Genomic DNA, 24,413 nt, shown 5'->3' on the forward strand with positions numbered 1-24,413 from the left:
TGGTACAGAGGGGGAGGGGCACGAGTACCGAACAGCGCCCCATCCCCCCTTCCCTCCCCCCCCCCCCCCCCCCCCCCCCCACCGTCCTGCTCATCCTCGCCACGGCCCTCGTCCTCGGCGCCGGCGCCTACTACCTCACCGGCCACATCGCCCGCACCGGCAACCGTCTCCGCAACCGCTACACCGCACACCGCCGCCGGCGAGCAGACCTCCGCGCCTGCCAATCCATCAACGCCCTGCCCGCCCGCAACCACCCCACCGAGGACGCCCGATGACCTGCCCGCCCGGAACGTTCTGCCCCGACCACCCCTGCATACCGACCGTTGCCCTGCTCACAGCCCTCCCGCTCGCCGTCCTCACCGCTCTGGCCACCCTCGGCCTTGTCCTCACCGCAACCCGCGCCGCCGTACGGCAGATGAGACCTAGGCCCCTGGACAGCGCCCAGGACGTCATCGCGGACGCCCTCATGGACTGGTGGATCACCACCGACCCCCTGCAGGAGTTCAACGCCACCGCCGTCGCCGCCCACATCGGCGCCTGCCTACGCCACACCGGCCACCTCACCCGCCCCTGACCCCTCGCGCGCGCGCCTGCGGTTACCGCGCGCGTAATCGCAGGCGCGCGTGCGCGCGAGAACCAGCACTACCCGTCAGTAGCAGTGCCCGCCATCCACCACCCGGAGAAAACGATCATGCGTCTTGAACGCATCAGCGAAGGCATCCCGTTCTTCGCCACCAACGCCGGCGTCGGACACGAACCCGAACTCCCCTGCATGCACGGCGACCCCTCGCTGGCCCTCAGCTTCCTCGGCTACTGGGGAGCCGGCTCCCCCCGCAAGGACAAGGACCTGCCCGTCCTCCTGCCGCGCTGCGTCGCCGCCCAGCTCGCCGGCGCCCTCATGGCCACCGTCGCCCACTACGAAGGCGACGACGCCGTCACTGAGTTCGGCGTGCAGGCGCACGCCGCCTACCACGAAGTCCTGCACCAGCTTCAAGAGGCCAGCGAGCAGGGCCGCCAGTGCTGCGAAGCCGCGTCCCGTACCGGCGGCCGCGAGCACACCTGCAGGAAGGACACCGGCCAGTGAGCACCTGCGCCATCCTCCGGTGCGGCGCCGCGCTGCGCCCCGACGAGCGGCGACGGCACGTCTGCGACCGCTGCCAGCGCAGCATCCGCAGCTGGCTACGCGAACTCGACCTGCAGCGCCCCCTGCTGCAGGCCCTCCTCGCACCCGGCAGCACCGGCCCCTCCCAGGGCAGCATCCACGGCGGCCGCGCCCACTCGCCCCTGCCCGTACGCGGCGACATCCTCACCCTGCTCGGCCCCGGAGCCAGCAGCACCCTGTCCGACCCCTACGGCGACGCCCGCGCCGACCAGGACGCCACCCTGCCCCTCGATGCTCTCCTGCACGGCTGGGCCCGCGCCATCGCCGACCACATCCGCCTGCGCGCCGACCGGCCCGAGCCCGGCACCACCGAAGGCACCGGCCCCCGCGCCACGCCCTGGCTGCGCCCTGGCGGAACCTGGCCGGCCTGGCTCACCGCCTACCTCCCCTGGGCGCTCACCGCCCCGTGGATCAACGACCTGCACACCGAGCTCGACCACATGGTCCGCCGCGTCCGCGCCATCACCCACACCGAGCCCCGCCGCCGGCCCAAGGACGCCCCCTGCCCGTCCTGCGCCGCCTTCGGCCTCGTCGAGGAGGACTGGCAGCCCTACATCGAGTGCACCGTGTGCGGGGCCCTGCTGACCCCCGCCGAATACGACGAGCACGCCCGCCGCACCCTGCCCGCCCTCTACCGCACCGCCGTGCTCCTCGCCGCCCACCAGCATCAGGAGACCCGCACGAACGACCCCTGACCGTCGTACGGGCGTGCCACACTGATGCACGAGGCCCCCCACGGCCGCTTTACACGGCCCGCCACTTCCCGAAGTGGCGGGCCGTTCGCACGCCTGTTCGCGTATGTACTGGACAAACCGCAGGCCAGAGCGTCAACATGACGTCAGCACCACACGTGCGCCCAACTTCACACAACCCACACACCGCAGCCCCGGGCAGCCGCCCGGGGCTGCGGCACGTCCCGAGCAGGAGGCGCACCGTGGCCGACCTCTACACCGGCACCCAAGCCGCCCAGCTCGCCACACGCTGGCGCCGCGCACTCAGCGCCGACGCAGCCGCCGTCTCTCTGTCCGCCGTCTGCAAGTGGCGCCAGCGAGGCCACCTCGCCGCCGCAGGCCTCGACCGCAACGGCCGACCCCTCTACGCGCTCCCCGACATCGCCCGCGCCGAGCAGGCCACCCGCGACCGCGCCCTGCGCCTGGTCCCCGCCCACAGCCCGCAGTGACAGCGCACGCGAGCCCCAGGACCAACCTGCAACGCGCCTGGCTGCACCACTGCGGCCACCTCGTCCACGGCACCAACGAGGCGTACTGCCCAGGCTGCAAAGCCCAGGTCAACCATCCAGGCGAGATCCAAGCCCGCTACGTCCTGGTCCCCGTCCACAGCCCGCGGTGACACCACGCCGCGCCCCTACCGCCGCACCGGCTTTACTCCCGCGGGTCACGAGACGGCCACACGGCTCCCCAGCGCCCCCCGAGCGACGCATGATGCCCCTTCAGCATCACCACGTCCTTGGGGGGACCATGCACGCCCGTACCGCCACCGCCACCGCCGCCGTCCTGCTCGCTCTCGCCGCCCTCGTCGGCTGCAGCAGCGGCAGTGACGACGGCAAGCCCAGCAAGACCGCATCAGCCAGAGCCAGCACCACCCCGACCGTCGACGAGGCAGGGTCCCGCCAGGCGTGCATCGACGCCGTCGCTGAGATCCCCGCCGACGACAACGGTGAAGTCCCGTCCGAGCCCGTCCCGGACGAGTGCGCCTCCCTCAGCGAGGGCGATTACCTCGACGCCTACATGGATGGCATCGAACAGTCCAACCAGGACGGCCGTGACGCCCTCCAGGACGCCATCGACGAAGCATCCAAGGCCGCTCAGCCGTAGCGAAGGGGAGGTGGCGCCCGTGGCCGGCATCCGCAACGGGCGCCCCTACCGCCGCCTCGTCGCCGCCGTGAAGCGCCTCGGCCACCCCTGCTGGATCTGCGGCCACAACATCCCGCCCAACGTCGACGGCCGCCGACACCCGCTCGCCTTCACCCTCGACCACGTCGTGCCCCTCAGCCTCGGTGGCGACCTCCTCGACCCCGCCAACGCCCGCAGCGCGCACCGACGGTGCAACAGCAGCAGGGGCAACCGCACCACCAGGCAGCCCAAGACGGCGCCTCAACGAGCCTCAAGGAGATGGTGACCGTGCCCTTCCGCCCCTACCCCAATGCTCGCCGAGCGCTGCGCCACCTCGTGCGCAGCCATCGGCTGACGCGCTACCGCGCAAGCGCCGGGGTCATCGTGCACGTCTACCCCGGCACCACGTCCAAGGGCATCGAGGCGGAGCTGCGACGGCTTCTACGCGAGGAGCACAGCCGCGGGCGCGATGTCGGGTGAGCAGGTGCTCCGCGCCCTGCTGCACCGCGTCGCCCGCCGCTGCCCCACCCACGACCGCGCCTCACACGCTGTCACCAGCCGCCTGGAGCGGGACCTCGGCATGAAGCCCAGCCCGTCCCCGGCGAGCTTCACCGACACGTACAGCGACCCCGACCTGATCGACTGCGGGCACGCCTGGTGCCAGCGGTCGCGGAGGTGGTGAGACCATGCCGAGCATGACCCCCGAGCCCAGCCTCACGCTCCACACCGACGGCCTGCTCTCGAAGTTCGGGTTCAACGACGGCGACGACCCCGAGGCCTGGCTCGACTACTGCGACGCCAACGGCATCGACCACAACGAGGTCGAGTTCCCGCTCATCCAGCTCGTCCGCCAGTACGTCCTGCCGGCCCTGGACCAGCGCGTGACCGTCGTAGAGGTCGAGACCATCCACAACCCGATCCGCGCCCTGACCGTCGACGGCATCGCCGTCCGCGGCGAGGACACCGTGTTCGGCGACCCCATCGAGCTGACGCCTGAGACGGTCACCATCCCGATGGCTGAGGTGGCCAGGCTCGCCCGGGGGTGACGCACCGTGTTGTACGTCGTGACCGGCCCGCCGGCCGCGGGCAAGAGCAGCTGGATCGACGCGCACGCCACCGCGCGCGACGTGGTCATCGACCTGGACCGCATCACCTCCGCGCTCACCGGGCCCGGCGCACCGCAGTGGAACCAGGACGCGCTCCACCTGCGCGTCGCCCACCGCGCCCGGTACGCCGCCATGGACGAGGCGCTCCAGCACCTGGACCGCCTCGACGTGTACGTGATCCATACGCAGCCCAGTGCCAAGGCCATGGCCAAGTACAAGCGGCTCAGCGCGCGCATCGTCGTCGTCGACCCAGGCCAAGAGATCGTCATGCAGCGCATTCAAGCGATGCGTTCGAAGGACATGGAGCGCGTCGCCACCCGCTGGTACAACGCCCGGCGCAGCCTCCCGCGCGAGGCCATGCCGCAGGCGTCCCGCAGGTGGTGACCACCGGTCACACCCGGTGAACCGGCCGCCCCGGGGCCCGTGGCCGGCGCCCGGCCGAGCGCTCGACGACGAACGCGATCGGCGGCGCGGCGGAGAGAGTGGATCAAAACTTCAGCGCCGGACCGGGCGACCCAAACGCCCTTCTCGCCCGATTTTTTGCGCGGCCAAATCCAAAGCCCTATTCCGGCGAAGCGAGCGCTAGCGATTTAGCGAGCGCGCCTATTCCGCTGGCCTCGACGCCAACGATTTAGTGGCCGCCCGCCCGTGACCGTGAGTGACGACCGGGGGTGATCATGAGCGTCGCCGAAAAGATCGGCTACGAGCTCGACGACCTCGACGCCGACTCCACCTCGCCCGGCATGGCCGCGGTCGCCCGCGCGCTCGCCCGGGCCATCGACGACTCGGACGCCCCGACCGCCCAGGCCGTCGTCGCCGACAAGCTGCGCTCGATCATGGCCGACCTCCGCAAGCTCGCGCCCGTCGGGGAGAAGGGGGACACGGTCGATGACATTGCTGAGCAACGAGCGAAGCGCCGGGCCGACGCCGCCCGCGCAGCCGCCGGTGAGTGACGGCCGCATCTACGGCTGGCAGACGCCGCCGATCCAGACCGCGCCCCCGGCCGCCTCGACCGCGGGCCAGGAAGCCATCGACCTGGCGGCCCGCGCCGGTCTGCACCTCGACCCGTGGCAGCAGCACGTCCTGCGCGTCGGCATGGGCGAGAAGCCGGACGGCTCCTGGGCGTCGTTCGAGTGCGTCGTCTGCGTTCCCCGCCAGAACGGCAAGGGCGGGATCATCGAGGCCCGCGAACTGTGGGGCCTGTTCATCGGCGGCGAGGAACTGATCCTCCACAGCGCGCATGAGTTCAAGACGGCCAAGGCCGCGTTCAAGCGGATCGAGCGTCTGATCCGCAGCACCCCTGACCTGCACAAACGCGTGAAGACGTACCGGCAGACCGTGGGCGAGGAAGGCATCGAGCTGCACGGCGGGCAGCTGCTGCGCTTCATCGCCCGCTCGAAGGGCTCCGGCCGCGGCTTCACCGGCCACTGCAACATCATGGACGAGGACATGATCCTCGGCGACAACGAGATGGACGCCCTGCTGCCGACCATGGCCGCCGTCCCGGACCCGCAGATCTGGTACCTCGGCTCCGCCGGCATCGGCTCCCCGTCCGTCCAGCTGGGCAGGCTCCGGCGCCGCGCGCTCGCCGCGCTCGAGGTCGGCGAGCCTGACCCGTCGCTGAGCTACTTCGAGTGGTCCGTCGACCCGCACGCCGCCGAGTGCCCGCAGGACTGCACCGAGCACGACGACGTCAACTCCGACGAGGCGGTCCTGAAGTCCAACCCGGCCATCGGCTACCGGCTGACGCTGGACAAGGTCGCCAAGGAGCGGGCCACGCTGTCCGCGTCCGGCTACGCCCGCGAGCGGCTCGGTGTGGGCGAGTACCCGGCAGACGGCACCGACACGTGGCAGGTCATCGGCGAGGACGCGTGGCGGGCCCTGGCGGCCGCCGAGTCCACGCCGGGCGACCCGGTCTCCTTCGCGATCGACATGACCCCCGAGCGGTCGCACGCGGCGATCGGCGTCGCGGGCCCCTGGCGGGGCGGCACGCACGGTGAGGTCGTCGACCACCGGCCCGGCAGCGGCTGGGTCCTGGAGCGGGCCGAGCAGCTGCACAAGAAGTGGAAGCCGCGCTGCTGGGTCATCGACGGCGGCGGCCCGGCCGGGTCGCTCATCGCCGACCTGGAGGAGCGGCTCGGCATCACTGTCGTACAGCCCAAGGTCCGCGAGATCGCCCAGGCCTGCGGCCAGCTGTACGACGCGGTGACCGAGCAGACGTTCTCCCACCTCGACCAGGCGCCGCTCGCCGCGGCCCTGGCGGGCGCACAGAAGCGCCCGCTGGGCGAGGCGTGGGCGTGGGCCCGGCGCGGCGTCGGCGTGGACATCAGCCCGCTTATGGCGGTGACGCTGGCCAAGTGGGGGCTGGGCGCCGAGGTCGACGAACCAGAGAGGGCGCCGAACCTGTGGTGAGGAACCTGCAGTACGCCGCCTGGCTGCTGCTCGAAGTGCTGTGCCTGTTGGCTGCGCTGGTCGGCGTGTGGCTGGTCTACCCGCCGGCCGCGATGATCCTGGGCGGCGCCACGGGTGTCCTGGGTGCTGAGGCGTCCATGGCCCGGCTGAAGTCGACACGGCGGAAGGGGGCACGGTCGTGAGCCTGTTCGGTCTCTTCGAGAAGCGCTCCGTCGAGAACCCCGCGGTGCCCCTGACATCTACGTCGCTCATCGACCTGATGGCCGGCGGCCGGGCCTCGGAGTCCGGCGTGCAGGTCACCGAGACCACCGCCCTGCACATGCCCGCCGTGTGGCGCTCGGTCGCCGTCATCGCGAACGTGTCGGCGGCCCTGCCCCTGCACACCTACACGACCGGCACCAAGGACCGGGTCACGGTCAAGCTCCTTGATGACCCGCACCCGGAGCTGACGCCGTTCGAACTGTGGCGCCTGGTGTACGTGCACCGCCTGCTGTGGGGCAATGCCTACCTGCAGAAGCTGCGCAACGGCGGTGGGGACGTCGTGCAGTTGTGGCCGATCCGTCCCGACCGGGTCAAGGTCGACCGCGAGAAGCCGACCGCGGACAACCCGGGCGGCAAAGTCTTCTGGGTCCGGGACGACCAGGGCGTGCGTCAGCGCATGACGTCCCGGGAGATCCTGCACTTGCCCGCCCTGGGGTACGACGGGATCACCGGCTGCTCGCCGATCCGCGCGGCCGCGGAGGGCATCGGTCTGGGGCTGGCGGCGGAGAAGTCCGCGGCCCGGCTGTACGGGTCCGGGAACATGATCTCCGGTGTGCTGCAGACCGAGCAGCGCCTGGAGCCCGAGGACGCCGCGCGGCTGAAGGCCCGCTGGGCGGCGAAGTACGGCGGCCACCAGGCCGCGCACGACGTCGCCATCCTCGACTCCGGCGCATCGTTCAGCCCGGTGACGATGCCCTACAAGGACAGCCAGTTCCTGGAGTCGCGGCAGTTCCAGGTCGTCGAGGTGGCCAGGATGTTCGGCGTGCCGCTGTTCCTGCTGATGGAGACCAGCAAGTCCACGTCGTGGGGCACGGGCTTGGAGCAGCAGGCGCAGGGGTTCGTCACCTGGGACCTGGCGCCGACGTGGCTCGCGCCGACCGAGCAGCGCGTCAGGAAGGAGCTGCTGCCCGCCTCGCAGTACGCCAAGTACCAGCTGGGCGGTCTGCTGCGCGGCGACTCCGCGGCCCGGGCGACGTTCTACCGCGCGATGCGGGACACCGGCGCTTTCTCCGCCGACGATATCCGCGACCTCGAGGACCTCACGCCGATCGGCGGCCGCGAGGGCGGCATGCGCCTGCAGCCGTTGTACATGGCGCCGCTGGGATCCGACCCGACCGCCCCCAAGGCGCCGGCGGACGGCGCCGAGCCGGACGACCGTGCCGCGCGCGCCGCCGCTCACCTGGCGGCCGCGCACCGACTGCTCACCCCCGAGCCTGCCCAGGAAGGCGGCGACGATGACCAGCAGGAATGAGGAGCGCCGCGACCTCGCTCTCACGACGGCCGGCGTGCAGCTGCGCGCGGCCGACGGCGACCAGGGCGTGCGCAGCTTCACCGGCCACGCCGCCGTCTTCAACCAGCGCACCGCGATTGGCAACCCCCTGACCTGGGGGTTCTACGAGGAGATCGCGCCGGGTGCCTTCACCAAGACGCTGACGGAGGGGGACTCCCGGTACCTCGTCGACCACGACACCCGCCTCGTCGTCTCCCGCGTCTCGGCCGGATCGCTGCGCCTGGTGCAGGATCAAGTCGGCCTGGCCGTCGACTCGGACCTCGACACCCGCCTGTCCTACGTCGGCGACCTGGTCGTGAACCTGGAGAACAAGAACATCACCGGGATGAGCTTCGGGTTCCGCACGGTCAAGGACGAGTGGACGACGGTCACGGTGCAGACGTCCGAGGGCGACATGGAAGCTGAGCTGCGGATCCTCCGTGAGGTGCAGCTGTACGAGGTGTCCGCCGTGACGTTCCCGGCCTACGAGGGAACCGACGCCGCACTGCGGTCTGTCGGCGTGGCTCTGGCCGCGCGCGGCGATGCTGAGGCGTTCGACCGCCGGGCCGCGCTGCGGCCTGAACTTCTCGACTTCCGCCCCGAGCCGGCCGAGGCCACTCGGGGCAGCGACGCAACCCAGCCGGGAGAGACCACTGGGGGCCGTCAGGCGATGCGCATGAAGGGCCTCGCCGCCCGCTACGGCCTGGCGCTGTAGCAGCTCTCACCCATCCCCCAGCCCCCGCCAGCACGGCGCCGGGGCTTCTTGTGCTGGAGGCACACATGCCCACCCTGCAGACCCTGCTGGATCAGCGGGCCACCGCCTGGAACAAGGCGCAGGAATTCCAGAACCGCGCCACCGAGGCGGACATGTCCGCCGAGGACCGCTCCGCGTGGGACGCGGCCCTCGCCGACGTCGAGCGCCTGGGCGCCGACATCGAGCGCGAGGAGCGGCACGCCCGCCTCGCCTCCGTCGACTACAACCAGGTCGTCGACGCCGTCAAGGACGAGGAGGCCGAGCGGCACGGCGGCCCGGACAAGGCCGACGCCTACGCCACCGCCTGGCGCTCGTGGATGCGCGAGGGCACCACCGAGCTGACCAGCGAGGAGCGCACGACGCTGCGCTCCGGCTGGGTCGACGGCAAGGAGCTGCGCGCCGCAGGCGTGGCCACCGGCGCGGCCGGCGGATACACCGTGCCCGCCCCGTTCCGCGCCCAGCTCATCGAGACGATGAAGTTCTACAGCTCGATGCGCGACGTGGCCGAGGTCATCACGACCGAGACCGGGGCGACGCTGCCGTGGCCGACGAACGACGACACCGCGAACGTCGGCGCGATCCTGGCAGAGAACAGCCAGGTCACCGAGCAGGACGTCACGCTGGGCACCAACGACGTCGGCGCGTACATGTACACGTCCAAGCTGGTCCGGGTGTCCCTGCAGCTGCTCAACGACTCCGCGTTCAACCTGGAGTCCTGGCTCGCGGGAGTCCTCGGCCGACGCATCGGCCGCGCGCAGAACGCCCACTTCACCACCGGCACGGGCACCGCCCAGCCGGAGGGCGTGCAGACCAACGCCGTCATCGGCAAGACCGGCACCACGGGCCAGACCACGTCGGTCACCTACGACGACCTGATCGACCTCATCCACTCCGTCGACCCCGCGTACCGCAACTCCGGCCGCGCCCAGTTCATGCTGGCCGACGGCACGCTGGCCGCGGCACGCAAGCTGAAGGACGCCCAGCAGCGCCCGCTGTGGGAGCCGTCCGTTCAGGTCGGCGTCCCGGACGGGCTGCTCGGCTACAAGTACACGATCAACACCGACATGCCCGCGATGGCGGCCAACGCGAAGTCGATCCTGTTCGGCGACTTCTTCGCGGGCTACCTCATCCGCGACGTCCAGGACGTGCAGATGCTGCGGCTTGCCGAGCGGTACGCCGACTTCCTGCAGGTCGGGTTCCTCGCGTTCGCCCGCACCGACGGCACCCCGCAGGACTTCAGCGCCTACAAGGCGTACCGCAACTCCGCGACCTGATCCGCCCGGCCCCCGGCCAACTCACAGAGAGGGACGCCCTCATGGCGACCAGCCCGAAGAAGGAGACCCCGGCCGACGGCGGGGTTCTGCAGGACAAGCCGAGCCCGGCCGCGGCCGAACACGGCGACCACGACCGCATCGTCATGGCCTCACGCCGCGCCGACGGCTCGATGGACCAGCTCAACCCGGAGTTCATCGGCGACAGGGAGACCACCCTCGCCGCGAACAAGGAGCAGCTCGCCGTGCAGGCGGCGTCCGCCGTGGACGTCGCCGCCCGCGGCGTCAGCGCCGGCCCGGCCGAGGACGGCACCGGGTCCAGCGAACCGGACGCCGAGGTCCAGGCCCTCAAGGACGCGCAGGACGCGGCCGTCAGGGCGGCCGAGGCCAAGGCCGAGCGCGAGGTCAACCAGCTGCACCAGGGCCTGGGTGACTGATGGCCCGCATCCGCATGCTGACCAGCGTCGCGGGTGCGGACTTCGTCTGGGAGACCGGGCAGGTCATCGACCTGCCCGGCTCCGAGGCGGCCGTGTGGGCCGACGGCGTCCGCGCCGAACTGGTCCGCGATCACCCGATCCAGACCCCGGAGGCCGGACCCGTTGCGGAGACGGCCGCCCGCCCTCGCAAGGCCACCCCGCCCGCGCGCCGCAGGGCTGCGTCCAAGCCGTAGGGAGGTGGCGCCGTGGCGCTGCTGACGTTGGCCGAGGCCAAGGCCCAGCTCGACATCGACTCCGGTACGCACGACGTCGAGCTGCAGCTGTACATCGACGCGCTCACCCCGGTCATCGAGAGCTACATCGGGCCCGTCGAGGACCAGACGTTCACCGAGCAGGCCGACGCGCACGGCGGCGTCGTCTGCCTCAACCAGACCCCCGTCGTGGCCATCACGTCGATGGCGCCCGCCCTGACCGGCGGACAGGCGTACACGCCCGACCTGCTGCACGTCGACAGCGGCTCCGGGGTGGTGCGCCTGCTGAACGGCAGCGCGCTGTACGGCGGGCCCTGGACGATCACATACACGGCCGGGCGGGGCAGCGTCCCGGCCACCGTCAAGCTCGCCGCGCTGATCCTGCTTCAGCACCTGTGGCGCACGCAGAACGGCGCGGCCCGCGGCGCCGGCCCGGCCGACGACTACGCAGTCACCGAACCGGTTCCCGGCTTCGGCTACGCCGTGCCCAACCGGGTGCTGCAGCTCCTGGAGCCCTACAAGCGAGGACCGGGGATCGGCTGATGGCAACCACATCCCGCGTGCCCGCGGCCCTCGACGCGCTGGTGGCGATCTGCCGCGCGGTCCCGGCGCTGAGCGACGTCCGCATCATCGACGGGCCACCGACATCCACCAATCTCACGGAGCGCGACCGCCTCTACCTGGGGTGGGCGCCCGGCGTAGAGCAAGCGGTGGAGCTGCAGCAGGAGTTCGCCAGCGCTGGCGCCCGCCGCCGGGACGAGATGTTCCGGATCGCCTGCTACGCCGAGTCCCGCGGCGGCGACAAGGACATGTCGTTCCGGCGGGCCCGGGCCTTCGAGATCGTTGCGGCCGTCGAGGCGGCCCTGCGCGCCACCGACGCCGCGCCGGAGGCGCCGACTCTCGGCGGCACGGTGCTGTGGTCCGAGCTGACCACCGGCGCTCTCTTCCAGGAGCCGGGCTCCGACGGGGTCCTGGCCGGCCTGGCCTTCACGGTCGCCTGCCGCGCCCGCATCTGACCCACCCACCACCAAGGAGTACAGCCATGGCGCGTGTGCGCTGGATCGGCCCGGAGCCGGTCACCGTCCCCGAGCTCGGGGACCGGACCGTCGAGCCCGACGAGATCGTCGAGGTCCCCGACGAGCGGTACTGGGGCTACGCCTGCCAGACCGCGAACTGGGAGCCGGTCGAAGAGCCGCCCCACTTCGAGGCCCCCGAAAGCGAGCCGGACCCCGGGGCCGTCGCGGCGCCGGACCGCGTGCAGGAGACGGCCCAGCTGCCGCCCGCGCAGCAGGCTGCCCGTAGGGGCACGGCCAAGACGCAGAAGGAGGCCTGAGCATGGCGATCGGATCCGGTCTCGGCGCACAGCTCGGCATCGCGCCCGAAACGACGTACGGCACCTACGTGGCCCCCACGAAGTTTGTGGAGTTCACCAAGGAGAGCCTGGCCCTCAAGAAGACCACCGCCCAGAGCGCCGGCATCGCGGCCGGGCGCCTGCTGCCCCTGTCCTCACGGCGCGTCCTTACCCGCAAGGAAGTCGCGGGCTCGGTCGACATGGAGATCACCAACAAATCGATGGGCCTGCTGCTCCAGGCCCTGATGGGGACCACCGTCACGCCGGTCCAGCAGGGCGCCGGACCGGCGTACCTGCAGACCCACACCCTTGCGGACACCGCGGGCAAGAGCCTGACGATCCAGAAGGGCGTGCCCCTCACGAGCGGCACCGTGACCAGGAAGAACTTCCTGGGCTGCAAGATCACGTCCGGTGAGTTCTCGTGCGGTGTCGGCGAAATGCTCAGCGGCAGCTTCGAGGTGGACGGCCGCGACGTCGAGGAGACGTCGGTGCTGGCGGCCGCGAGCTACGCGAACATGTCGCCCTTCCACTTCGGGCAGATGGCCCTCAAGACGGGCAGCTACGGCACGGAGACCGCGCTCGACGGCATCCGCAAGGTGTCCGCCAAAATCGAGAGGCCCCAAGACACCGAACGTTTCTACGCCAACGCAGCGGCCCTGAAAAAAGAGCCCATCAGCAACGACCAGGTCAAGATCAGCGGCAGCCTTGAGTCGGACTACGTCGCGACGACGCTGGACGACCTGCACACCACCGACGGCGTGACCAGCCTGGTGTGGGAGTTCCAGGGTCCCCTCATCGCGGCCACCTTCTACGAGACCTGGCGGCTCACCCTGCCCGCGGTCCGGCTGGACGAGGGCCCGCCGGCCGTCGACGGGTTCGGGGTCGTGAAGCCCAGCTTCAACTTCGTGGGCCTGTACGACGGCACCAACCAGCCGAAGATCGAATACATCTCGACCGACGTCACGCTGTGAGTGCGCGGTGGTCGCGCAGATCCGTGTGACCGGCACCGGCCAGCTCCTCGAGCTGGCGGCCAAGCTGCGCCGGGCCGGTCACGAGAACATCCGCCAGTCCTACCTGCGCCGCATCCGGCGCGCCGCCGAACCCCTGCGCGGGGACCTGCAGGACGCGATCCGCCGACAGCCGCTCGCATCCACCGGGCGGGGCGCCGGGAAGCGGGGCGGGCCCTCGCCGACTACCCGCCCGTTCCGGGAAAGCATCGCCCAGGCCATCCGGATCAGCGTCCGCACCACCGGGGCGCCCGGGGCCCGGGTCTGGCTGGACAAGTCGCTGCTGCCTGCGGACATCCCCATCAGCGCGGTGAACCAGATGAACGACCTGGGCCGCCTGCGCCATCCCGTGTTCGGCAACAAGAAGCGCTGGGCCACGCAGACCGCGACCCGCGACTTCTGGAACAAGACCGTGCGCGAGCACCAGCCGCGCATCACCCGCGAGGTCGAGCGCGTCGTCGACGACGTCCGACGCCGCCTGGAGTAGGAGCACCACCTTGATCATCGTCTACACCCCCGAGGGTGGCGAGCCCGAGCACTACGACGCCCGGACCCTGCGCGTCTCCGAGGCCTCGATCGTCCAGCGCACCATCGACATGAAGTGGATGGAGATCCAGGCCGGCCTCGGCAACGAGGACCTCGACGCGATGCGTGGTGTCGTCTGGGTCCTGAAGAAGCGCGGCCAGCCGTCGCTGCGGTTCGGTGACTTCGACCCGGGCATCGACGAGATGGTCACCCGCATGGACAAGCGGGAGGTCACCGAGTACGTGCAGGCAGCGTTCGCGTCGATCGGTGGCGAGTCGGAGGTGACGCGGGCGGACATCGCTCACGCTCTGCGCGAGATGCCGTCCGCGGCCGCCGACCCCGAGCACGCTGCGGCGCTCATCGCCGAGATGGCCGCGGACTCCCCAAAAGACGAGGAGCCGCCTGCCGCGCCGCCAGAGCAGGAGGCGACGGCGGACAGCGGGGACCCGAACCCGAGCCCGACATCGAGCTTGCCCGAGGCCAGTACCTCGGCCTCTTCGCCCACCTCCTCCACATCACCCCCCACCTCGTCGACGACCTGAGAGTCGACGACTTCTACGGCCTCGTCGCCTGGATGGACATCCACCAGGCGCAACTTTCTGCTGAAGGGGGCGAGTAGGCGTGCCCTCAATGACCTTTGTCCTCACCGGCCGCGACGAGCTGAGCGACGTTTTCGACGACGTCGGGGACGCCGCCCGCCGCATGGGGCGGCGGGTGACGATCGCCACGATCGAGGCCGACAGGGAACTGCGCCGCCTGGGCCGCACCACCGCCACGACCATGGCGGGGATGCGGCGCGACAGCGACGCCGGCAGCAAGGCGCTGGGGGAGCTGAAGAAGGCCACGCTGCTGCTGGCGCCGGCCGCGATCCCTGCGGCCGCGTCCCTGCTGCCCATCGCCGCGGGCGCCGGCGCCGTGGCTGTGGCGCTCGGCGTGATGGGCGCGGCGATGGGACCGCAGATCGCCAAGCTCGGCGAGGCCTCCGAGGCGCAGAAGGCGTGGCAGGACGCGGTCGCGAAGAGCGGGGCCACGTCGCAGGAGGCGGTCACCGCGCAGGCGGAGTACGTGCGCCTGATCGCCGACATGCCGCCCGCCACCCGGCAGGCCGCGGCCGCGGTCGGCGTCCTGAAGGACGAGTACAAGTCCTACTCGGACAGCCTGGCCGGCGACACCATGGCCCCCTTCATCAAGGGTGTCTCGATCGCGAACGCGCTGCTGCCGAGGACGAAGCAGCTGGTGCGGGGGACGTCGGCCGAGGCGGACCGGTTCATGACGATCATCGGCGGCGAGATGGCCTCGCCCGGACTGGACGCCCTGAACAGCCGGTTCACGTCCTTCGCGACTGGCACCCTGCGCAAGGTCAACGACGAGCTGGTCCACCTGCTGCGTGTAGGCGACGGCGGCCAGGTCGGCGGTAACGCCCGGGAGTTCATGGACTGGGCGCGCGCTCAGGGCCCGGTCGTCGCGTCCGTGCTGCGCAGCGTCGCCGCCGCCCTGGTGCACGTCCTCGAAGGATCCAGTGGTGTCGGCGTCGGCATCCTCCAGGTCGTCGAGGTCCTGGCGCGCCTGGTGTCCGCGGTGCCGCCGTCCGCCATCTCGATCTTCCTGCAGCTGGCCATCGCCCTGAAGTTGACGAAGGCCGCGGCCCTCGGTCTCGCGGCCGGCCGCACGGCCCTCGCCGCTTTCGGTGTGCAGCTGGTCGCGATGAACACCGCGGCGGCCGCCACGCCCGGCCGGCTGGCCGCGGTACGCGCGGGCATCATGGCGCTCAGCCGTACGACCCGCGTCGCGATGGCAGGCACCGGTATCGGCCTGGCCCTGCTCGCCATCACCGAAATCAGCGAGCGGAGCAAGCACGCGCCGCCCGACGTCGACAAGTTGACGGAGTCGCTGCGCCGCCTCGGCACCACCGGCAAGGTGACCGGCGAGGCCTCGAAGCATTTCGGCAGCGACCTCGACGGCCTGTACGGCAGGGTCCGTTCCCTCACCGATCCGTCGACCACCGACAAGGTGCAGCAGTTCCTCGTCGGCTGGACGGGCTGGGACTCCACCCCGGTCAAGAACGCCAAGGAGGACATCGGCGCCGTCGACGACGCCCTGGCCAACCTGGTCAAGAACGGCGACGCCGACATGGCGGCGACTGCCCTGAAGCGGCTCACCGCGGAGTACGGCAAGGGCGGCCGCGACACCAAGCAGTTCACCAGCCAGCTCGACAGCTACCGGTCGGCCTTGGCCGACGCCAAGTTCGAGCAGCAGCTGGCGGCCGCGAGCCAGGGCCTGTTCGGCGCGCAGGCGCAGAAGACGCAGGCCGCACTCGCCGCGCAGAAGGCCAGCGCGGACGGGCTGCGGCAGAGCATCGTGGCGCTGAACGATGTGAACCGCCAGGGCCTGGGCGGCATGATCGGTTTTGAGGCGTCCCTCGATGCCGCCGCCAAGGCCGCGCGCGAGAACGCCGGCGCGCTGTCCATGTCGCACGGTGAGCTGAACCTCAGCAGCGAGAAGGCCCGCACCGCGGCCACCGCGCTCAACGATTTGGCCGCCAAAACTGACGAAGCCACGTCCAGCGCCCGGGAGTCGGGCGCCTCGTGGGGCACGGTCAGCGGGATCTACGAGCGCGGCCGCGCGTCCTTGATCCGCAACGCCCAGGCCATGGGCCTGACAAAGCGGCAGGCCGCGCAACTCGCCGACCAGATCCTGAAGATCCCGTCCAAGACGACGCTGCTGAAAGGCGACGTCAAGGATCTCGACTCGAAGATCACCACGGCGCAGGGCAAGCTGGACCGGCTGAAGCAGAAGCGGCGGGTGGCCGTCGGCGCCGAGAAGGGCGACCTGGACCGGAAGGTCGCGGCCGCGCAGGCCAAGGTCGACTCGCTGCGGCAGAAGCGGGCCACCGCGCTGCGGGCGATCGACCAGGCGTCGGCCACCGCGCGCGCCATCGCCGCGGCGATCGCCCGGCTCCGCAACCGCACGGTGACGATCAAGACCGTCCACCAGACGCTGAACGTCGAAGCGACCGTGGCGCGCAACAACAAGAACCTGAACGGGTTCGCGGGCGGTGGCTCGCCGCGGCCGGGCGAAGTGGCGTGGGTCGGCGAGAACGGCCCGGAGCTGATGAGCTTCGACGGCACCGAGCGGATCTTCGACCACAACAGGTCCATGTCGATGATCCGGCCGAGCACCGAGGCCGGACGTCTGGCCGGCCAGGGCCTGATCGCGGGCATGGGCGGGGCAACCTCCGCCGTCGGCACGGCCGCCGGACGGATGGCGGCCGCGGTTGAGACCGGCATCCGCGAGGAGCTGCAGATCGCCTCGCCCTCGAAGAAGACCACGGCCCTGGCCAAGGACATCGGCAAGGGCCTGATCGTGGGCATGACCGGGTCCCGCGACAAGATCAAGGCGACCGCCAAGGATCTGGCCGCCGACATCTGGAAGGCGTTCTCTGGCAGCAAGGACAACCGCCTCGTGGCCATGGTCAACAAGACCACGGCCAAGTTGCTGGACGCCGCGAAGAAGCGGGATTCCATCGCCGCGACGATCAAGCGGGCGAACGACTTCGCCGAGTCCAGCAGGGTCGGGGCGAAGAAGTCGGCGAGCCTGTCGGCCATGTTCGGCGGGGACCAGGAGGAGGTCACCGCCGCGGGTATCCAGCAGCGCCTCGCGGCGAAGCTGGTGAAGATGAAGACCTTCGCCAGCTACATCAAGACCCTGGCGAAGCGCGGCCTCAACAAGACCATGCTGCGCGAGATCCTGGAGGCAGGGCCGGAGGAGGGCTACGCCTACGCCTCGGCCCTGGCCGGCGCGAACAGCTCCGTCTTCAAGGCGATCAACACCACCCAGTACGCCGTCAACAGCGAGGCGGAGAAGCTGGGCAAGTCCGGGGCCGACGCCCTGTACGACAGCGGCAAGAACTCAGCGAAGGGCTTCCTGTCCGGGCTGAAGAGCCAGCAGAAGGCCATCGAGGACTTCATGCTCAAGCTGGCCAAGGGCATGCAGAAGGCCCTGCGCAAGGCGCTCGGAATCAACTCGCCTGCCACGAAGATGATCCCCGACGGCGTGAACACCGTCCGCGGTGTGGGCGTCGGCGTACTCAAGGGTTTGCCCTACATCGACCGCGCCATGGACCAGGTGGCCGGACGCATGGCCGGCCGCGGCGTTCCGTCCCTCGCCTCACCCGGCCGCGCTGCCGCCGTGACCGCGGCCGGCCAGCTCGTGCAGATCCAGATCGACGTGCACGGCGCGCTGGACCCGGTGGCCGTGGCCCTGGAACTGCAGAAGGTCCTCGTCCGGCTCAAGCGACACCAGGGCGTGAACATCAATCTGGGGGTGGGCTGATGCCGGTGCTCGTCGAGATGGGCTGGGGCGGAGCGATCCAGAACCCCAGCTCCATCACCTGGACCGACATCAGCACCCGGGTCAACATGGTGCGGGGGGTGAGCATCACCCGCGGGGCGAGCGACGAACGCAGCGACACCCAGCCCGGGCAGGCAACGCTCACCTTCGAAAACCAGGACGGCTGGCTGACTCCGGGCAACAGCGCCTCGCCGTACTACCCGTACGTGCGGCGCAACTCGCCGATCCGGATCAGCGCCGTCGCGATGCCCACCCGCAGCGGCAGCGCGCCGTACCCGCTCGCGATGCTGGGCGACGACTTCGACGACGGCCGGATCAACACCGCGACCTGGACGACGAACGTCGGCGGCGCCACCGAGACGAACGGGCGGCTGCGGATCCCGCTCGCCCCGGGCGTCGACACGTCGTTCACGTCCGCCCGCCAGTGGACCCTGGCCGGCAGCCAGGTGACGGCGCGGCTGGCCAAGGTCCCCGCGGTCAACGGCAGCAGCAATGTGGCGGCCTCGATGTGGGTCACCTCGACGACGGCCGGCACCCGGATCGGATGGCGGTACGACGCGCTGCTCGGCGTCATCGCCGCCCAGTCGCAGACCGGGTTCGCCGACGCCGGCACCGTGAACCTGCCGTACAGCGCGGTCAGTCACGCGTGGCTGCGTGTGCGGGAATCGGGCGGCACCGTCTACTGGGAGACCAGCAGCACCGGCTACGAATGGGTGGTGCGTCGCACGCTGGCCACCCCGGCCTGGGTCACCAGCCAGAGCCACGCGCTGGAGTTCCCAACGACGCGCACCGGCGGCACCACCGACACCATCGAGTGGGACTGGGTCGGCGCGGAACTGCGGCCCCGGTACTGGGGTGTGGTCAACGAATGGCCGATCAACTGGGAAGGCCTCGTGTCCACGGTGACCGTGACGTGCACGGACCTCTTCAAGTTCCTCAACAGGGACGCCCCGCTGAAGTCCTTCCTGGCCGAGGAGATCCTGCACCAGGACGTCGCCGGGGTCACCGACATCCTGTCCGCGTACTACCCGCTCACCGAGCCCGCGGGGTCGACATCTGCCGGGGACCTGGCCGGGCGGGGCTGCGGCCCACTGACCCAGACGCAGGTCGGCACGGGCGGCACGCTGGACTTCGGCAGCGAGGGCCTCACCGTCACCGGCGACACGTCCGTCAACTTCACACCGGCCGGCGCCTCGTCAGGCAAGTACCTGGTCGCCGACCTGGGGCCGACGTTCGAGGCGACGTCCACCGCCTACGCCCACACCATCGAGTGCTGGATCAAGACGACCACCGCCAGCCGGGCCATCCTCGGCATCTTCGAATCGAACCTGGACCACCAGCTGGTCCTGGCCGTCAACGCGGCGGGCGAGCTCACGATGGAGCACACCGAGGCCGGCGGGACGCTCACGGTCTACAACAGCCTGCGCGTCGTCAACGACGGCCAGTGGCACCACCTCGTCCTGGACAGCTACTCCAACTGGCGGCTGTACCTCGACGGCGTGCCCGGCCCCGTCGCGGTATCGGTCACCCAGCCCACCGGCATACGTACCCTGCACGTCGGCGGCTACCGCGGCGGCCGCCTGTTCAACGGGCAGCTCGCCCACCTGGCGCTCATGCACAGCGACGGCTCCATCGGCGCCACCATCTCAGCCAGCCACTACGACGCGGCGACGACTGGCTTCGCCGGCGAAACGGCAGACGCCCGGATCGAGCGCATCGCCCGGTACGGCGGGCTGTCCTCGGTGACGATCTGGGGCAGCACCCACGACCCGGTGGCCGGCCAAGGCGCCGGCGGATCCCAGGCCCTGGCACTGATGCGGGAGATCGAGGCCACCGAGAGCGGCCGGCTGTTCGCCGAACGGGACTGGTACGGCCTCGCCTACCAGTCCCGCGACGTTCGCTACAACCCGTCACCGGCCAGCGAGGTCTTCACCATCAACTACGCGGACCTGGAGACCCGCGACTTCTCCATGGCCGACGACGACCAGACCCTGATCAACACCGCCGAGGGCTCCCGCCCGGGCGGCGCCGTACAGAAGGTCGACGCCACCGCCTCGATCGCCGCCTTCGGCCCGTACCCTCCGCCCGGCGGCGCCATCAGCCTGCTGAAGACCAGCGACAACTCGGTGCTGGACGCGCTGAACTGGCTGGTCTCGCGGTACGCCGACCCGCCGCTGGAGATCCGCGAAGTGCCCATCGAGGCGTACTCGATGTCCAGCTACCTGGACATCCTCGACGCCGACATCAGCGGCTACTTCTCGATCTACAACCTTCCGGCGCAGTCCCCGTCCTCGACGATCCGCGTCACGATCGAGGGCTACAGCGAGTTGATCAAAGAGAACTCCCACCTGATCCAGTTCCGGACCAGTGCCAGCGCTCGCGACTCCGTCTGGATCCTCGACGACCCCGTGTACGGCGTCCTCGACTCCACCACCCGACTCGCCTACTGAGGAGCCCCATGCCGCTCGCCGTTGTCTGCGCGGAGACGTACTACGTGCCATCGCGCCCCCTGCCCAAGGACGCCTGGGCGAACGTGCCCGGAGCGGAACTGGTCTACCGGTGGATCGAGTACCGCATGGGCCGCCGCGTTCCGCTCCCGGCCGGCACCCTGACCGACGTGCCGCCCGTGTACGCGCGCATCAACCAGAACCGGTGGCTGGCGGACTGCGTGTGCGGGTCGGCCGCCGTCATCAGCCCCAACGATCCGCGCTGGGGCTGCACGGAGTGCGGCTACGGCTGGGTGCTCATGGTCCTGCCCACGGCCGAGGAACGGGCGGCGATCGAGGCCGACCTGATGGCGATTCCTCAGGCGTACCTGCGGAACTGGTGGCACCCGGACGACCCCGCCAACCCGGACCGCCCCGTCGAGGAACCGGCCCCCGCCGACGCCGGCCCGGGCGCCGACCTCCCGACCCTGCAGGGGTGACGCCATGACCTTCGCCCCCCGTACCTGGGCCGTCGGTGAGATCGCCACCGCCGCCATGTTCAACACGGAGATCAGGGATCAGCTCAACTCCTTCTTCGGCGCCTGGACGACGTGGACGCCGACGTGGCTCGCCGAGGGCGGCGCCGCCCCGACGCTCGGCAACGGCACCATCACCGGCCGGTATCTGAAGGTGGGCCGCACCGTCGACTGGGTGCTGCAACTGAACTGGGGATCCACCACGGTTGCGGGCGGCGGCGGCGCGTCCGAGAACTGGATGTTCGGACTGCCCGCCCTCCCCGCAACCGGCTTCACGTACCGCATCGCCAGCGCGGACGCCTTCGACAACTCCGCGTCGCTGCACTACAGCGCCCGCGCCATCTACAACACCGGCAGCGGAGGCGTGATCAAGACGCTCGTCTCGGATCGTGCCGACTCGACCGGCATCTGGGACAGCGTGCTGCCGTTCACGTGGGCGTCCGGCGACATCCTCTACGCCTCCGGGCGGTACGAAGCCGCGTCCTGACCCTGCCCGCACCCGCCCGCCCCGCGCCTGATGGCCGGGGCTTTCGTCATTCCTGGAGCCGCCGTGACCGGTGTCCGTGTCGTCTCGCTGAAGACCGACACCCCGCAGTCCATCGCCAGCGACGCCGATTACCACATCGTCCGCTTCCCGTACACGGCCGAGTCCTACGACCCCTGGTGCATGCATGAGCCCGTGCAGCCCGACGGCTATTCGGTGAGCAGCTGGTCGCGCGATGACCGCTCCGGGCTGATCTGGCCCTCCGTCGCCGGGTGGGGCACCCTCACCTCCCTCATCTACTGGGAGGCCGGCGACTACCGCGAGTGCCGCGACCGGTACGTCCGCGACCCGCTCGCCCTCACGGACACCGGCTACGACTCGACCGCCACCGAGCACCGGCCCCCGAGCCCGGGGATCCAGTGCTGGCACAAGACGCACGAGATGTTCGTCCGCCCGGACGTGCCGCTCGCCCTGCTCGTCGCGCACGACGCGACGTCCTCGAGGCGGGTCACCCTCGCCGAATTCAAGCTCAGCATCCAGCCCGTAGAGGAGCCCGACCATGCCTGATCAGCCCATCCCGTCCGTAGGACGGATCGTTCACTACAAGCTCACCGAGCAGGACGCCAAGGACATCAACCGGCGCCGCAAGGACTTCCACGAGAACAGCAGCGCCGACAATCAGACCGGCTTCATGGGCCACGTCGGCAACCGCACGGCGACCGACGACGTGTTCCCCGCGGTCATCGTCCGTGTCTGGAACGAGAGCACCGTGACCTGCAACCTGCAGGTGCTGCTCGACGGCACCGACACCTACTGGGCAACCTCGCGGACCGAGGGCACCGGGGCGGGCTGCTGGGCCTGGCCGGAGCGCGTCTGATGGCGCCGCCGATGACGCCCGCCACGTTCCTGGCGAAGCTCCGCGCCGAAGGCGTGACCGTCGTCGAGGTCGGCGACTGGGAAGACCACAACCGCAACCACAAGGGCCCCTGGGGCCCGGTCCACGGCGTGATGATCCACCACACCGTGACGTCCGGCAGTAAGCGCACGGTGGAGATCTGCCGTACTGGCCACCCGGATCTGCCCGGCCCGCTGTGCCACGGCGTCATCACCAAGGACGGCGTTGTCCACCTCGTTGGCTACGGTCGCACGAACCATGCGGGCCTGGGCGACGACAACGTCCTCCAGGCCGTCATCGCCGAACGCGCGCTGCCCGCCGACAACGAGGCGAACACCGACGGCAACCGGCACTTCTACGGGTTCGAGTGCGAGAACCGCGGAGACGGCGAAGACCCGTGGCCCGAGGAGCAGCTGCTCGCCATCGAGCGCGTCGCCGCGGCGGTCGCCCGGCACCACGGCTGGACCGAGCGCAGCGTCATTGGCCACTTGGAGTGGCAGCCGGGGAAGGTCGACCCGCGCGGCTTCACCATGACGTCGATGCGCGAGCGGATCGCGGCCCGGCTCCGGCCGGCCGTCACGTACACCGTCGCCGAGGGGGACACCCTCTGGTCCATCGCGGCCGCACGGCTCGGCGGCGGCACCCGGTGGCGAGAGATCGCCGCCCTCAACTCCCTGCCGGACGCCGACGCGATCGACCCCGGCCAGACCCTGAAGCTCCCCAAGAAGTGAGGCAGACCATGGCTGAACCCGTAGAGAAGAAGGTCACCGCGGCGACTGCGGGCACGTACGTCGCCAGCGCCGGCCTGCTCGCCGCGCTGGAAGCCGTACAGGACCACACCGAACTCGTCGGCTGGATGCCCGCCGCCCTGACGCCGTTCGTCCTGGCCCTGGTCCCCGCAGCGATCGCCTTCGTGTCCGGCTGGTCGGCACGGCACACCCCGCGCCTGAAGTAGGGAGCCCCCGTCCGTGGACGCCACCACCCTCGGCAGCGTGCTCGCGCTGCTGGGCGTGCTGTCCGGAGCGGTGGTGGCGTACCTCGGTAAGCGCGGGGAGAACGCGAACACCCGCCTGAACAGCACCATCGACCAGATCCAAGAAGAACGCGACGGGCTGCGCAGAGAACTCGCTGCGCGGGATACCCGGATCACGGAACTACTCGAACAGCGCGTGTCCGACCAGGTCGAGATTGCCCGGCTACGCGTCCGAATCGTTGAGATGGGAGGCGATCCGCCGTGACCCGTACGGAGCGGGCACTCGCCAGTCACTGGCGCTGGATCGCCGTCCTGTGCTGGCTTATCGCACTGTCCGGCGCGGCCGTGATCGGCTGGTCCTGGTACAGCGAGCTCGCCGACGAGGCCGACAAACGAGGCGCAGCGGTCAGCACACTGGCCGGAGACGTGCGCGTGCTGCGCGCCCAGGTCCAGGCCGCGGGCGAGACACCCAAGGCACCCGACCCGAGCAACGCCGTCGAGGACCTGCCCGCCCGCCAGCGTGTCCCCGTACCGATCCCCGGGCCCCGCGGGCCGCAGGGTGAGCCGGGAACCGAGGGGCCGTCCGGGACACCAGGGAAGGACGGGAAGACCGGTGTGGGCAAGCCGGGGGATGACGGCACCCCCGGCAAGAACGGGGCGGCCGGCAAGGACGGGGCGGCCGGTCCACCGGGGCCCCAGGGCGAACCCGGCCCTGCCGGGCCCGCCGGCCCGGCAGGGCCGCAGGGCGCGCAAGGACCTGCCGGCCAGGACGGGAAGGACGGCCGGGACGGGCAGACCTGCCCCGACGGCTACAGCCTCCAGACGCCGAGCTACGACCCGGACGCGCTGGTGTGCCGGAAGGACGGCGCGCCCGATCCCGAGCCGAGCGAGCAGCCCGGGCCGCTCGCCGCAGGCCTGGACCCGTCGCGCAGGCAGTACCCGTGAATATGGCCCCCACCGCTGCGGCGGTGGGGGCCATATCGTCATGCTCGGCTGGGCAACCAGGCCCGGCTCAGGTACGGGAGGACCGATCCATGAACTGTCCCAACTGCGGAGCGTCGACCGCGCAGGGCCCGGGTGGCGGGTGGT

General features: G+C 70.9%; 34 protein-coding genes and 1 pseudogene. All 35 read left to right on the top strand.

The window, feature by feature from the left end; genetic code table 11:
* The first annotated feature begins 271 nt into the window (after positions 1-271).
* The 35 genes and pseudogenes from AC069T_RS16890 to AC069T_RS17060 all read left to right on the top strand — a co-directional run bounded on the left by AC069T_RS16890 (position 272) and on the right by AC069T_RS17060 (position 24,269).
* Positions 272-574, top strand: a complete 303-nt coding sequence (locus AC069T_RS16890; protein ID WP_478783490.1) for a hypothetical protein — start codon at positions 272-274, stop codon at positions 572-574.
* 117 nt (positions 575-691) lie between these two features.
* Positions 692-1,084 (top strand): hypothetical protein, encoded by a 393-nt coding sequence (locus AC069T_RS16895; RefSeq protein WP_478783491.1) that lies wholly within the window; start codon positions 692-694, stop codon positions 1,082-1,084.
* Positions 1,081-1,857, top strand: coding sequence for a hypothetical protein (locus AC069T_RS16900; protein ID WP_478783492.1), 777 nt, complete (start codon positions 1,081-1,083; stop codon positions 1,855-1,857). The genes AC069T_RS16895 and AC069T_RS16900 overlap by 4 nt, the downstream gene beginning before the upstream one ends.
* A 239-nt stretch (positions 1,858-2,096) precedes the next feature.
* Positions 2,097-2,342, top strand: a complete 246-nt coding sequence (locus AC069T_RS16905) for a MerR family transcriptional regulator (RefSeq protein ID WP_478783493.1) — start codon at positions 2,097-2,099, stop codon at positions 2,340-2,342.
* Positions 2,339-2,512, top strand: a complete 174-nt coding sequence (locus AC069T_RS16910) for a hypothetical protein (RefSeq protein ID WP_478783494.1) — start codon at positions 2,339-2,341, stop codon at positions 2,510-2,512. The genes AC069T_RS16905 and AC069T_RS16910 overlap by 4 nt, the downstream gene beginning before the upstream one ends.
* Before the next feature lie 128 nt (positions 2,513-2,640).
* Positions 2,641-2,997, top strand: coding sequence for a hypothetical protein (locus tag AC069T_RS16915; protein ID WP_478783495.1), 357 nt, complete (start codon positions 2,641-2,643; stop codon positions 2,995-2,997).
* Between the two features lie 19 nt (positions 2,998-3,016).
* Entirely contained in the window at positions 3,017-3,301 is a 285-nt protein-coding gene (locus AC069T_RS16920) for an HNH endonuclease (protein ID WP_478783496.1), read from the top strand.
* Positions 3,295-3,495, top strand: a complete 201-nt coding sequence (locus AC069T_RS16925; protein WP_478783497.1) for a hypothetical protein — start codon at positions 3,295-3,297, stop codon at positions 3,493-3,495. The genes AC069T_RS16920 and AC069T_RS16925 overlap by 7 nt, the downstream gene beginning before the upstream one ends.
* Entirely contained in the window at positions 3,485-3,697 is a 213-nt protein-coding gene (locus AC069T_RS16930) for a hypothetical protein (protein WP_478783498.1), read from the top strand. The genes AC069T_RS16925 and AC069T_RS16930 overlap by 11 nt, the downstream gene beginning before the upstream one ends.
* Positions 3,698-3,701: 4 nt before the next feature.
* Positions 3,702-4,061 (top strand): hypothetical protein, encoded by a 360-nt coding sequence (locus AC069T_RS16935; protein WP_478783499.1) that lies wholly within the window; start codon positions 3,702-3,704, stop codon positions 4,059-4,061.
* 6 nt (positions 4,062-4,067) lie between these two features.
* Complete coding sequence (locus AC069T_RS16940) at positions 4,068-4,505, top strand: AAA family ATPase (RefSeq protein ID WP_478783500.1); 438 nt, start codon at positions 4,068-4,070, stop codon at positions 4,503-4,505.
* Positions 4,506-4,798: 293 nt separating this feature from the next.
* Positions 4,799-5,074: a hypothetical protein gene (locus AC069T_RS16945; protein WP_478783501.1), complete on the top strand. Its 276-nt coding sequence runs from the start codon at positions 4,799-4,801 to the stop codon at positions 5,072-5,074.
* Positions 5,010-6,533 (top strand): terminase, encoded by a 1,524-nt coding sequence (locus tag AC069T_RS16950; RefSeq protein ID WP_478783502.1) that lies wholly within the window; start codon positions 5,010-5,012, stop codon positions 6,531-6,533. The genes AC069T_RS16945 and AC069T_RS16950 overlap by 65 nt, the downstream gene beginning before the upstream one ends.
* Positions 6,527-6,715, top strand: a complete 189-nt coding sequence (locus tag AC069T_RS16955) for a hypothetical protein (RefSeq protein ID WP_478783503.1) — start codon at positions 6,527-6,529, stop codon at positions 6,713-6,715. Before AC069T_RS16950 ends, AC069T_RS16955 begins: the two co-directional genes overlap by 7 nt.
* Positions 6,712-8,046 (top strand): phage portal protein, encoded by a 1,335-nt coding sequence (locus AC069T_RS16960; protein WP_478783504.1) that lies wholly within the window; start codon positions 6,712-6,714, stop codon positions 8,044-8,046. Before AC069T_RS16955 ends, AC069T_RS16960 begins: the two co-directional genes overlap by 4 nt.
* Positions 8,030-8,779 (top strand): HK97 family phage prohead protease, encoded by a 750-nt coding sequence (locus AC069T_RS16965; RefSeq protein WP_478783505.1) that lies wholly within the window; start codon positions 8,030-8,032, stop codon positions 8,777-8,779. The genes AC069T_RS16960 and AC069T_RS16965 overlap by 17 nt, the downstream gene beginning before the upstream one ends.
* Before the next feature lie 65 nt (positions 8,780-8,844).
* Positions 8,845-10,092, top strand: coding sequence for a phage major capsid protein (locus AC069T_RS16970; protein ID WP_478783506.1), 1,248 nt, complete (start codon positions 8,845-8,847; stop codon positions 10,090-10,092).
* Between the two features lie 41 nt (positions 10,093-10,133).
* Positions 10,134-10,526, top strand: coding sequence for a hypothetical protein (locus AC069T_RS16975; RefSeq protein ID WP_478783507.1), 393 nt, complete (start codon positions 10,134-10,136; stop codon positions 10,524-10,526).
* Positions 10,526-10,759, top strand: coding sequence for a hypothetical protein (locus AC069T_RS16980; protein WP_478783508.1), 234 nt, complete (start codon positions 10,526-10,528; stop codon positions 10,757-10,759). Before AC069T_RS16975 ends, AC069T_RS16980 begins: the two co-directional genes overlap by 1 nt.
* A gap of 12 nt (positions 10,760-10,771) precedes the next feature.
* Positions 10,772-11,320, top strand: a complete 549-nt coding sequence (locus tag AC069T_RS16985; RefSeq protein WP_478783509.1) for a head-tail connector protein — start codon at positions 10,772-10,774, stop codon at positions 11,318-11,320.
* Positions 11,320-11,793, top strand: a complete 474-nt coding sequence (locus AC069T_RS16990) for a hypothetical protein (RefSeq protein WP_478783510.1) — start codon at positions 11,320-11,322, stop codon at positions 11,791-11,793. The genes AC069T_RS16985 and AC069T_RS16990 overlap by 1 nt, the downstream gene beginning before the upstream one ends.
* 26 nt (positions 11,794-11,819) lie before the next feature.
* On the top strand, positions 11,820-12,110 hold the full coding sequence (locus AC069T_RS16995) for a hypothetical protein (protein WP_478783511.1): 291 nt from the start codon (positions 11,820-11,822) through the stop codon (positions 12,108-12,110).
* Positions 12,111-12,112: 2 nt separating this feature from the next.
* Complete coding sequence (locus AC069T_RS17000; protein WP_478783512.1) at positions 12,113-13,099, top strand: phage tail tube protein; 987 nt, start codon at positions 12,113-12,115, stop codon at positions 13,097-13,099.
* 7 nt (positions 13,100-13,106) lie between these two features.
* Positions 13,107-13,622 carry a hypothetical protein gene (locus AC069T_RS17005; RefSeq protein ID WP_478783513.1) on the top strand — a complete coding sequence of 172 codons (516 nt, stop codon included), beginning with the start codon at positions 13,107-13,109 and terminating at the stop codon, positions 13,620-13,622.
* Positions 13,623-13,632: 10 nt separating this feature from the next.
* Positions 13,633-14,202, top strand: coding sequence for a hypothetical protein (locus AC069T_RS17010; RefSeq protein ID WP_478783514.1), 570 nt, complete (start codon positions 13,633-13,635; stop codon positions 14,200-14,202).
* Positions 14,203-14,290: 88 nt separating this feature from the next.
* On the top strand, positions 14,291-17,992 hold the full coding sequence (locus tag AC069T_RS17015; protein ID WP_478783515.1) for a hypothetical protein: 3,702 nt from the start codon (positions 14,291-14,293) through the stop codon (positions 17,990-17,992).
* Entirely contained in the window at positions 17,992-20,460 is a 2,469-nt protein-coding gene (locus tag AC069T_RS17020; protein WP_478783516.1) for a LamG-like jellyroll fold domain-containing protein, read from the top strand. Before AC069T_RS17015 ends, AC069T_RS17020 begins: the two co-directional genes overlap by 1 nt.
* Before the next feature lie 8 nt (positions 20,461-20,468).
* A complete protein-coding gene (locus AC069T_RS17025; protein WP_478783517.1) occupies positions 20,469-20,936 on the top strand; it encodes a hypothetical protein in 468 nt (155 codons plus the stop codon).
* Between the two features lie 4 nt (positions 20,937-20,940).
* Positions 20,941-21,459 (top strand): hypothetical protein, encoded by a 519-nt coding sequence (locus AC069T_RS17030; protein WP_478783518.1) that lies wholly within the window; start codon positions 20,941-20,943, stop codon positions 21,457-21,459.
* A gap of 30 nt (positions 21,460-21,489) precedes the next feature.
* Positions 21,490-22,023, top strand: a complete 534-nt coding sequence (locus AC069T_RS17035; RefSeq protein ID WP_478783519.1) for a hypothetical protein — start codon at positions 21,490-21,492, stop codon at positions 22,021-22,023.
* Positions 22,016-22,333 (top strand): hypothetical protein, encoded by a 318-nt coding sequence (locus tag AC069T_RS17040; RefSeq protein ID WP_478783520.1) that lies wholly within the window; start codon positions 22,016-22,018, stop codon positions 22,331-22,333. The genes AC069T_RS17035 and AC069T_RS17040 overlap by 8 nt, the downstream gene beginning before the upstream one ends.
* Positions 22,333-22,920 (top strand): annotated as a pseudogene (locus tag AC069T_RS17045) (N-acetylmuramoyl-L-alanine amidase); the annotation flags it as partial. The gene AC069T_RS17040 and the pseudogene AC069T_RS17045, both read left to right, overlap by 1 nt.
* A gap of 170 nt (positions 22,921-23,090) precedes the next feature.
* Complete coding sequence (locus tag AC069T_RS17050) at positions 23,091-23,306, top strand: holin (RefSeq protein WP_478783521.1); 216 nt, start codon at positions 23,091-23,093, stop codon at positions 23,304-23,306.
* A gap of 13 nt (positions 23,307-23,319) precedes the next feature.
* A complete protein-coding gene (locus AC069T_RS17055) occupies positions 23,320-23,589 on the top strand; it encodes a hypothetical protein (RefSeq protein WP_478783522.1) in 270 nt (89 codons plus the stop codon).
* Positions 23,586-24,269, top strand: a complete 684-nt coding sequence (locus tag AC069T_RS17060) for a collagen-like domain-containing protein (RefSeq protein ID WP_478783523.1) — start codon at positions 23,586-23,588, stop codon at positions 24,267-24,269. The genes AC069T_RS17055 and AC069T_RS17060 overlap by 4 nt, the downstream gene beginning before the upstream one ends.
* The last annotated feature ends 144 nt before the right edge of the window (positions 24,270-24,413 follow it).

Source organism: Streptomyces sp. NPDC043867, from assembly GCF_056435845.1.

Excerpts from the sequence above, each read along its gene's own strand:
- AC069T_RS16890 (WP_478783490.1), top strand. The coding sequence starts at position 272 with ATGACCTGCCCGCCCGGAACGTTCTGCCCCGACCACCCCTGCATACCG.
- AC069T_RS16895 (WP_478783491.1), top strand. The coding sequence starts at position 692 with ATGCGTCTTGAACGCATCAGCGAAGGCATCCCGTTCTTCGCCACCAAC.
- AC069T_RS16915 (WP_478783495.1), top strand. The coding sequence starts at position 2,641 with ATGCACGCCCGTACCGCCACCGCCACCGCCGCCGTCCTGCTCGCTCTC.
- AC069T_RS16925 (WP_478783497.1), top strand. The coding sequence starts at position 3,295 with ATGGTGACCGTGCCCTTCCGCCCCTACCCCAATGCTCGCCGAGCGCTG.
- AC069T_RS16930 (WP_478783498.1), top strand. The coding sequence starts at position 3,485 with ATGTCGGGTGAGCAGGTGCTCCGCGCCCTGCTGCACCGCGTCGCCCGC.
- AC069T_RS16935 (WP_478783499.1), top strand. The coding sequence starts at position 3,702 with ATGCCGAGCATGACCCCCGAGCCCAGCCTCACGCTCCACACCGACGGC.
- AC069T_RS16945 (WP_478783501.1), top strand. The coding sequence starts at position 4,799 with ATGAGCGTCGCCGAAAAGATCGGCTACGAGCTCGACGACCTCGACGCC.
- AC069T_RS16950 (WP_478783502.1), top strand. The coding sequence starts at position 5,010 with ATGACATTGCTGAGCAACGAGCGAAGCGCCGGGCCGACGCCGCCCGCG.
- AC069T_RS16965 (WP_478783505.1), top strand. The coding sequence starts at position 8,030 with ATGACCAGCAGGAATGAGGAGCGCCGCGACCTCGCTCTCACGACGGCC.
- AC069T_RS16970 (WP_478783506.1), top strand. The coding sequence starts at position 8,845 with ATGCCCACCCTGCAGACCCTGCTGGATCAGCGGGCCACCGCCTGGAAC.
- AC069T_RS16975 (WP_478783507.1), top strand. The coding sequence starts at position 10,134 with ATGGCGACCAGCCCGAAGAAGGAGACCCCGGCCGACGGCGGGGTTCTG.
- AC069T_RS16980 (WP_478783508.1), top strand. The coding sequence starts at position 10,526 with ATGGCCCGCATCCGCATGCTGACCAGCGTCGCGGGTGCGGACTTCGTC.
- AC069T_RS16990 (WP_478783510.1), top strand. The coding sequence starts at position 11,320 with ATGGCAACCACATCCCGCGTGCCCGCGGCCCTCGACGCGCTGGTGGCG.
- AC069T_RS16995 (WP_478783511.1), top strand. The coding sequence starts at position 11,820 with ATGGCGCGTGTGCGCTGGATCGGCCCGGAGCCGGTCACCGTCCCCGAG.
- AC069T_RS17000 (WP_478783512.1), top strand. The coding sequence starts at position 12,113 with ATGGCGATCGGATCCGGTCTCGGCGCACAGCTCGGCATCGCGCCCGAA.
- AC069T_RS17015 (WP_478783515.1), top strand. The coding sequence starts at position 14,291 with ATGACCTTTGTCCTCACCGGCCGCGACGAGCTGAGCGACGTTTTCGAC.
- AC069T_RS17020 (WP_478783516.1), top strand. The coding sequence starts at position 17,992 with ATGCCGGTGCTCGTCGAGATGGGCTGGGGCGGAGCGATCCAGAACCCC.
- AC069T_RS17025 (WP_478783517.1), top strand. The coding sequence starts at position 20,469 with ATGCCGCTCGCCGTTGTCTGCGCGGAGACGTACTACGTGCCATCGCGC.
- AC069T_RS17030 (WP_478783518.1), top strand. The coding sequence starts at position 20,941 with ATGACCTTCGCCCCCCGTACCTGGGCCGTCGGTGAGATCGCCACCGCC.
- AC069T_RS17035 (WP_478783519.1), top strand. The coding sequence starts at position 21,490 with ATGGCCGGGGCTTTCGTCATTCCTGGAGCCGCCGTGACCGGTGTCCGT.
- AC069T_RS17040 (WP_478783520.1), top strand. The coding sequence starts at position 22,016 with ATGCCTGATCAGCCCATCCCGTCCGTAGGACGGATCGTTCACTACAAG.
- AC069T_RS17050 (WP_478783521.1), top strand. The coding sequence starts at position 23,091 with ATGGCTGAACCCGTAGAGAAGAAGGTCACCGCGGCGACTGCGGGCACG.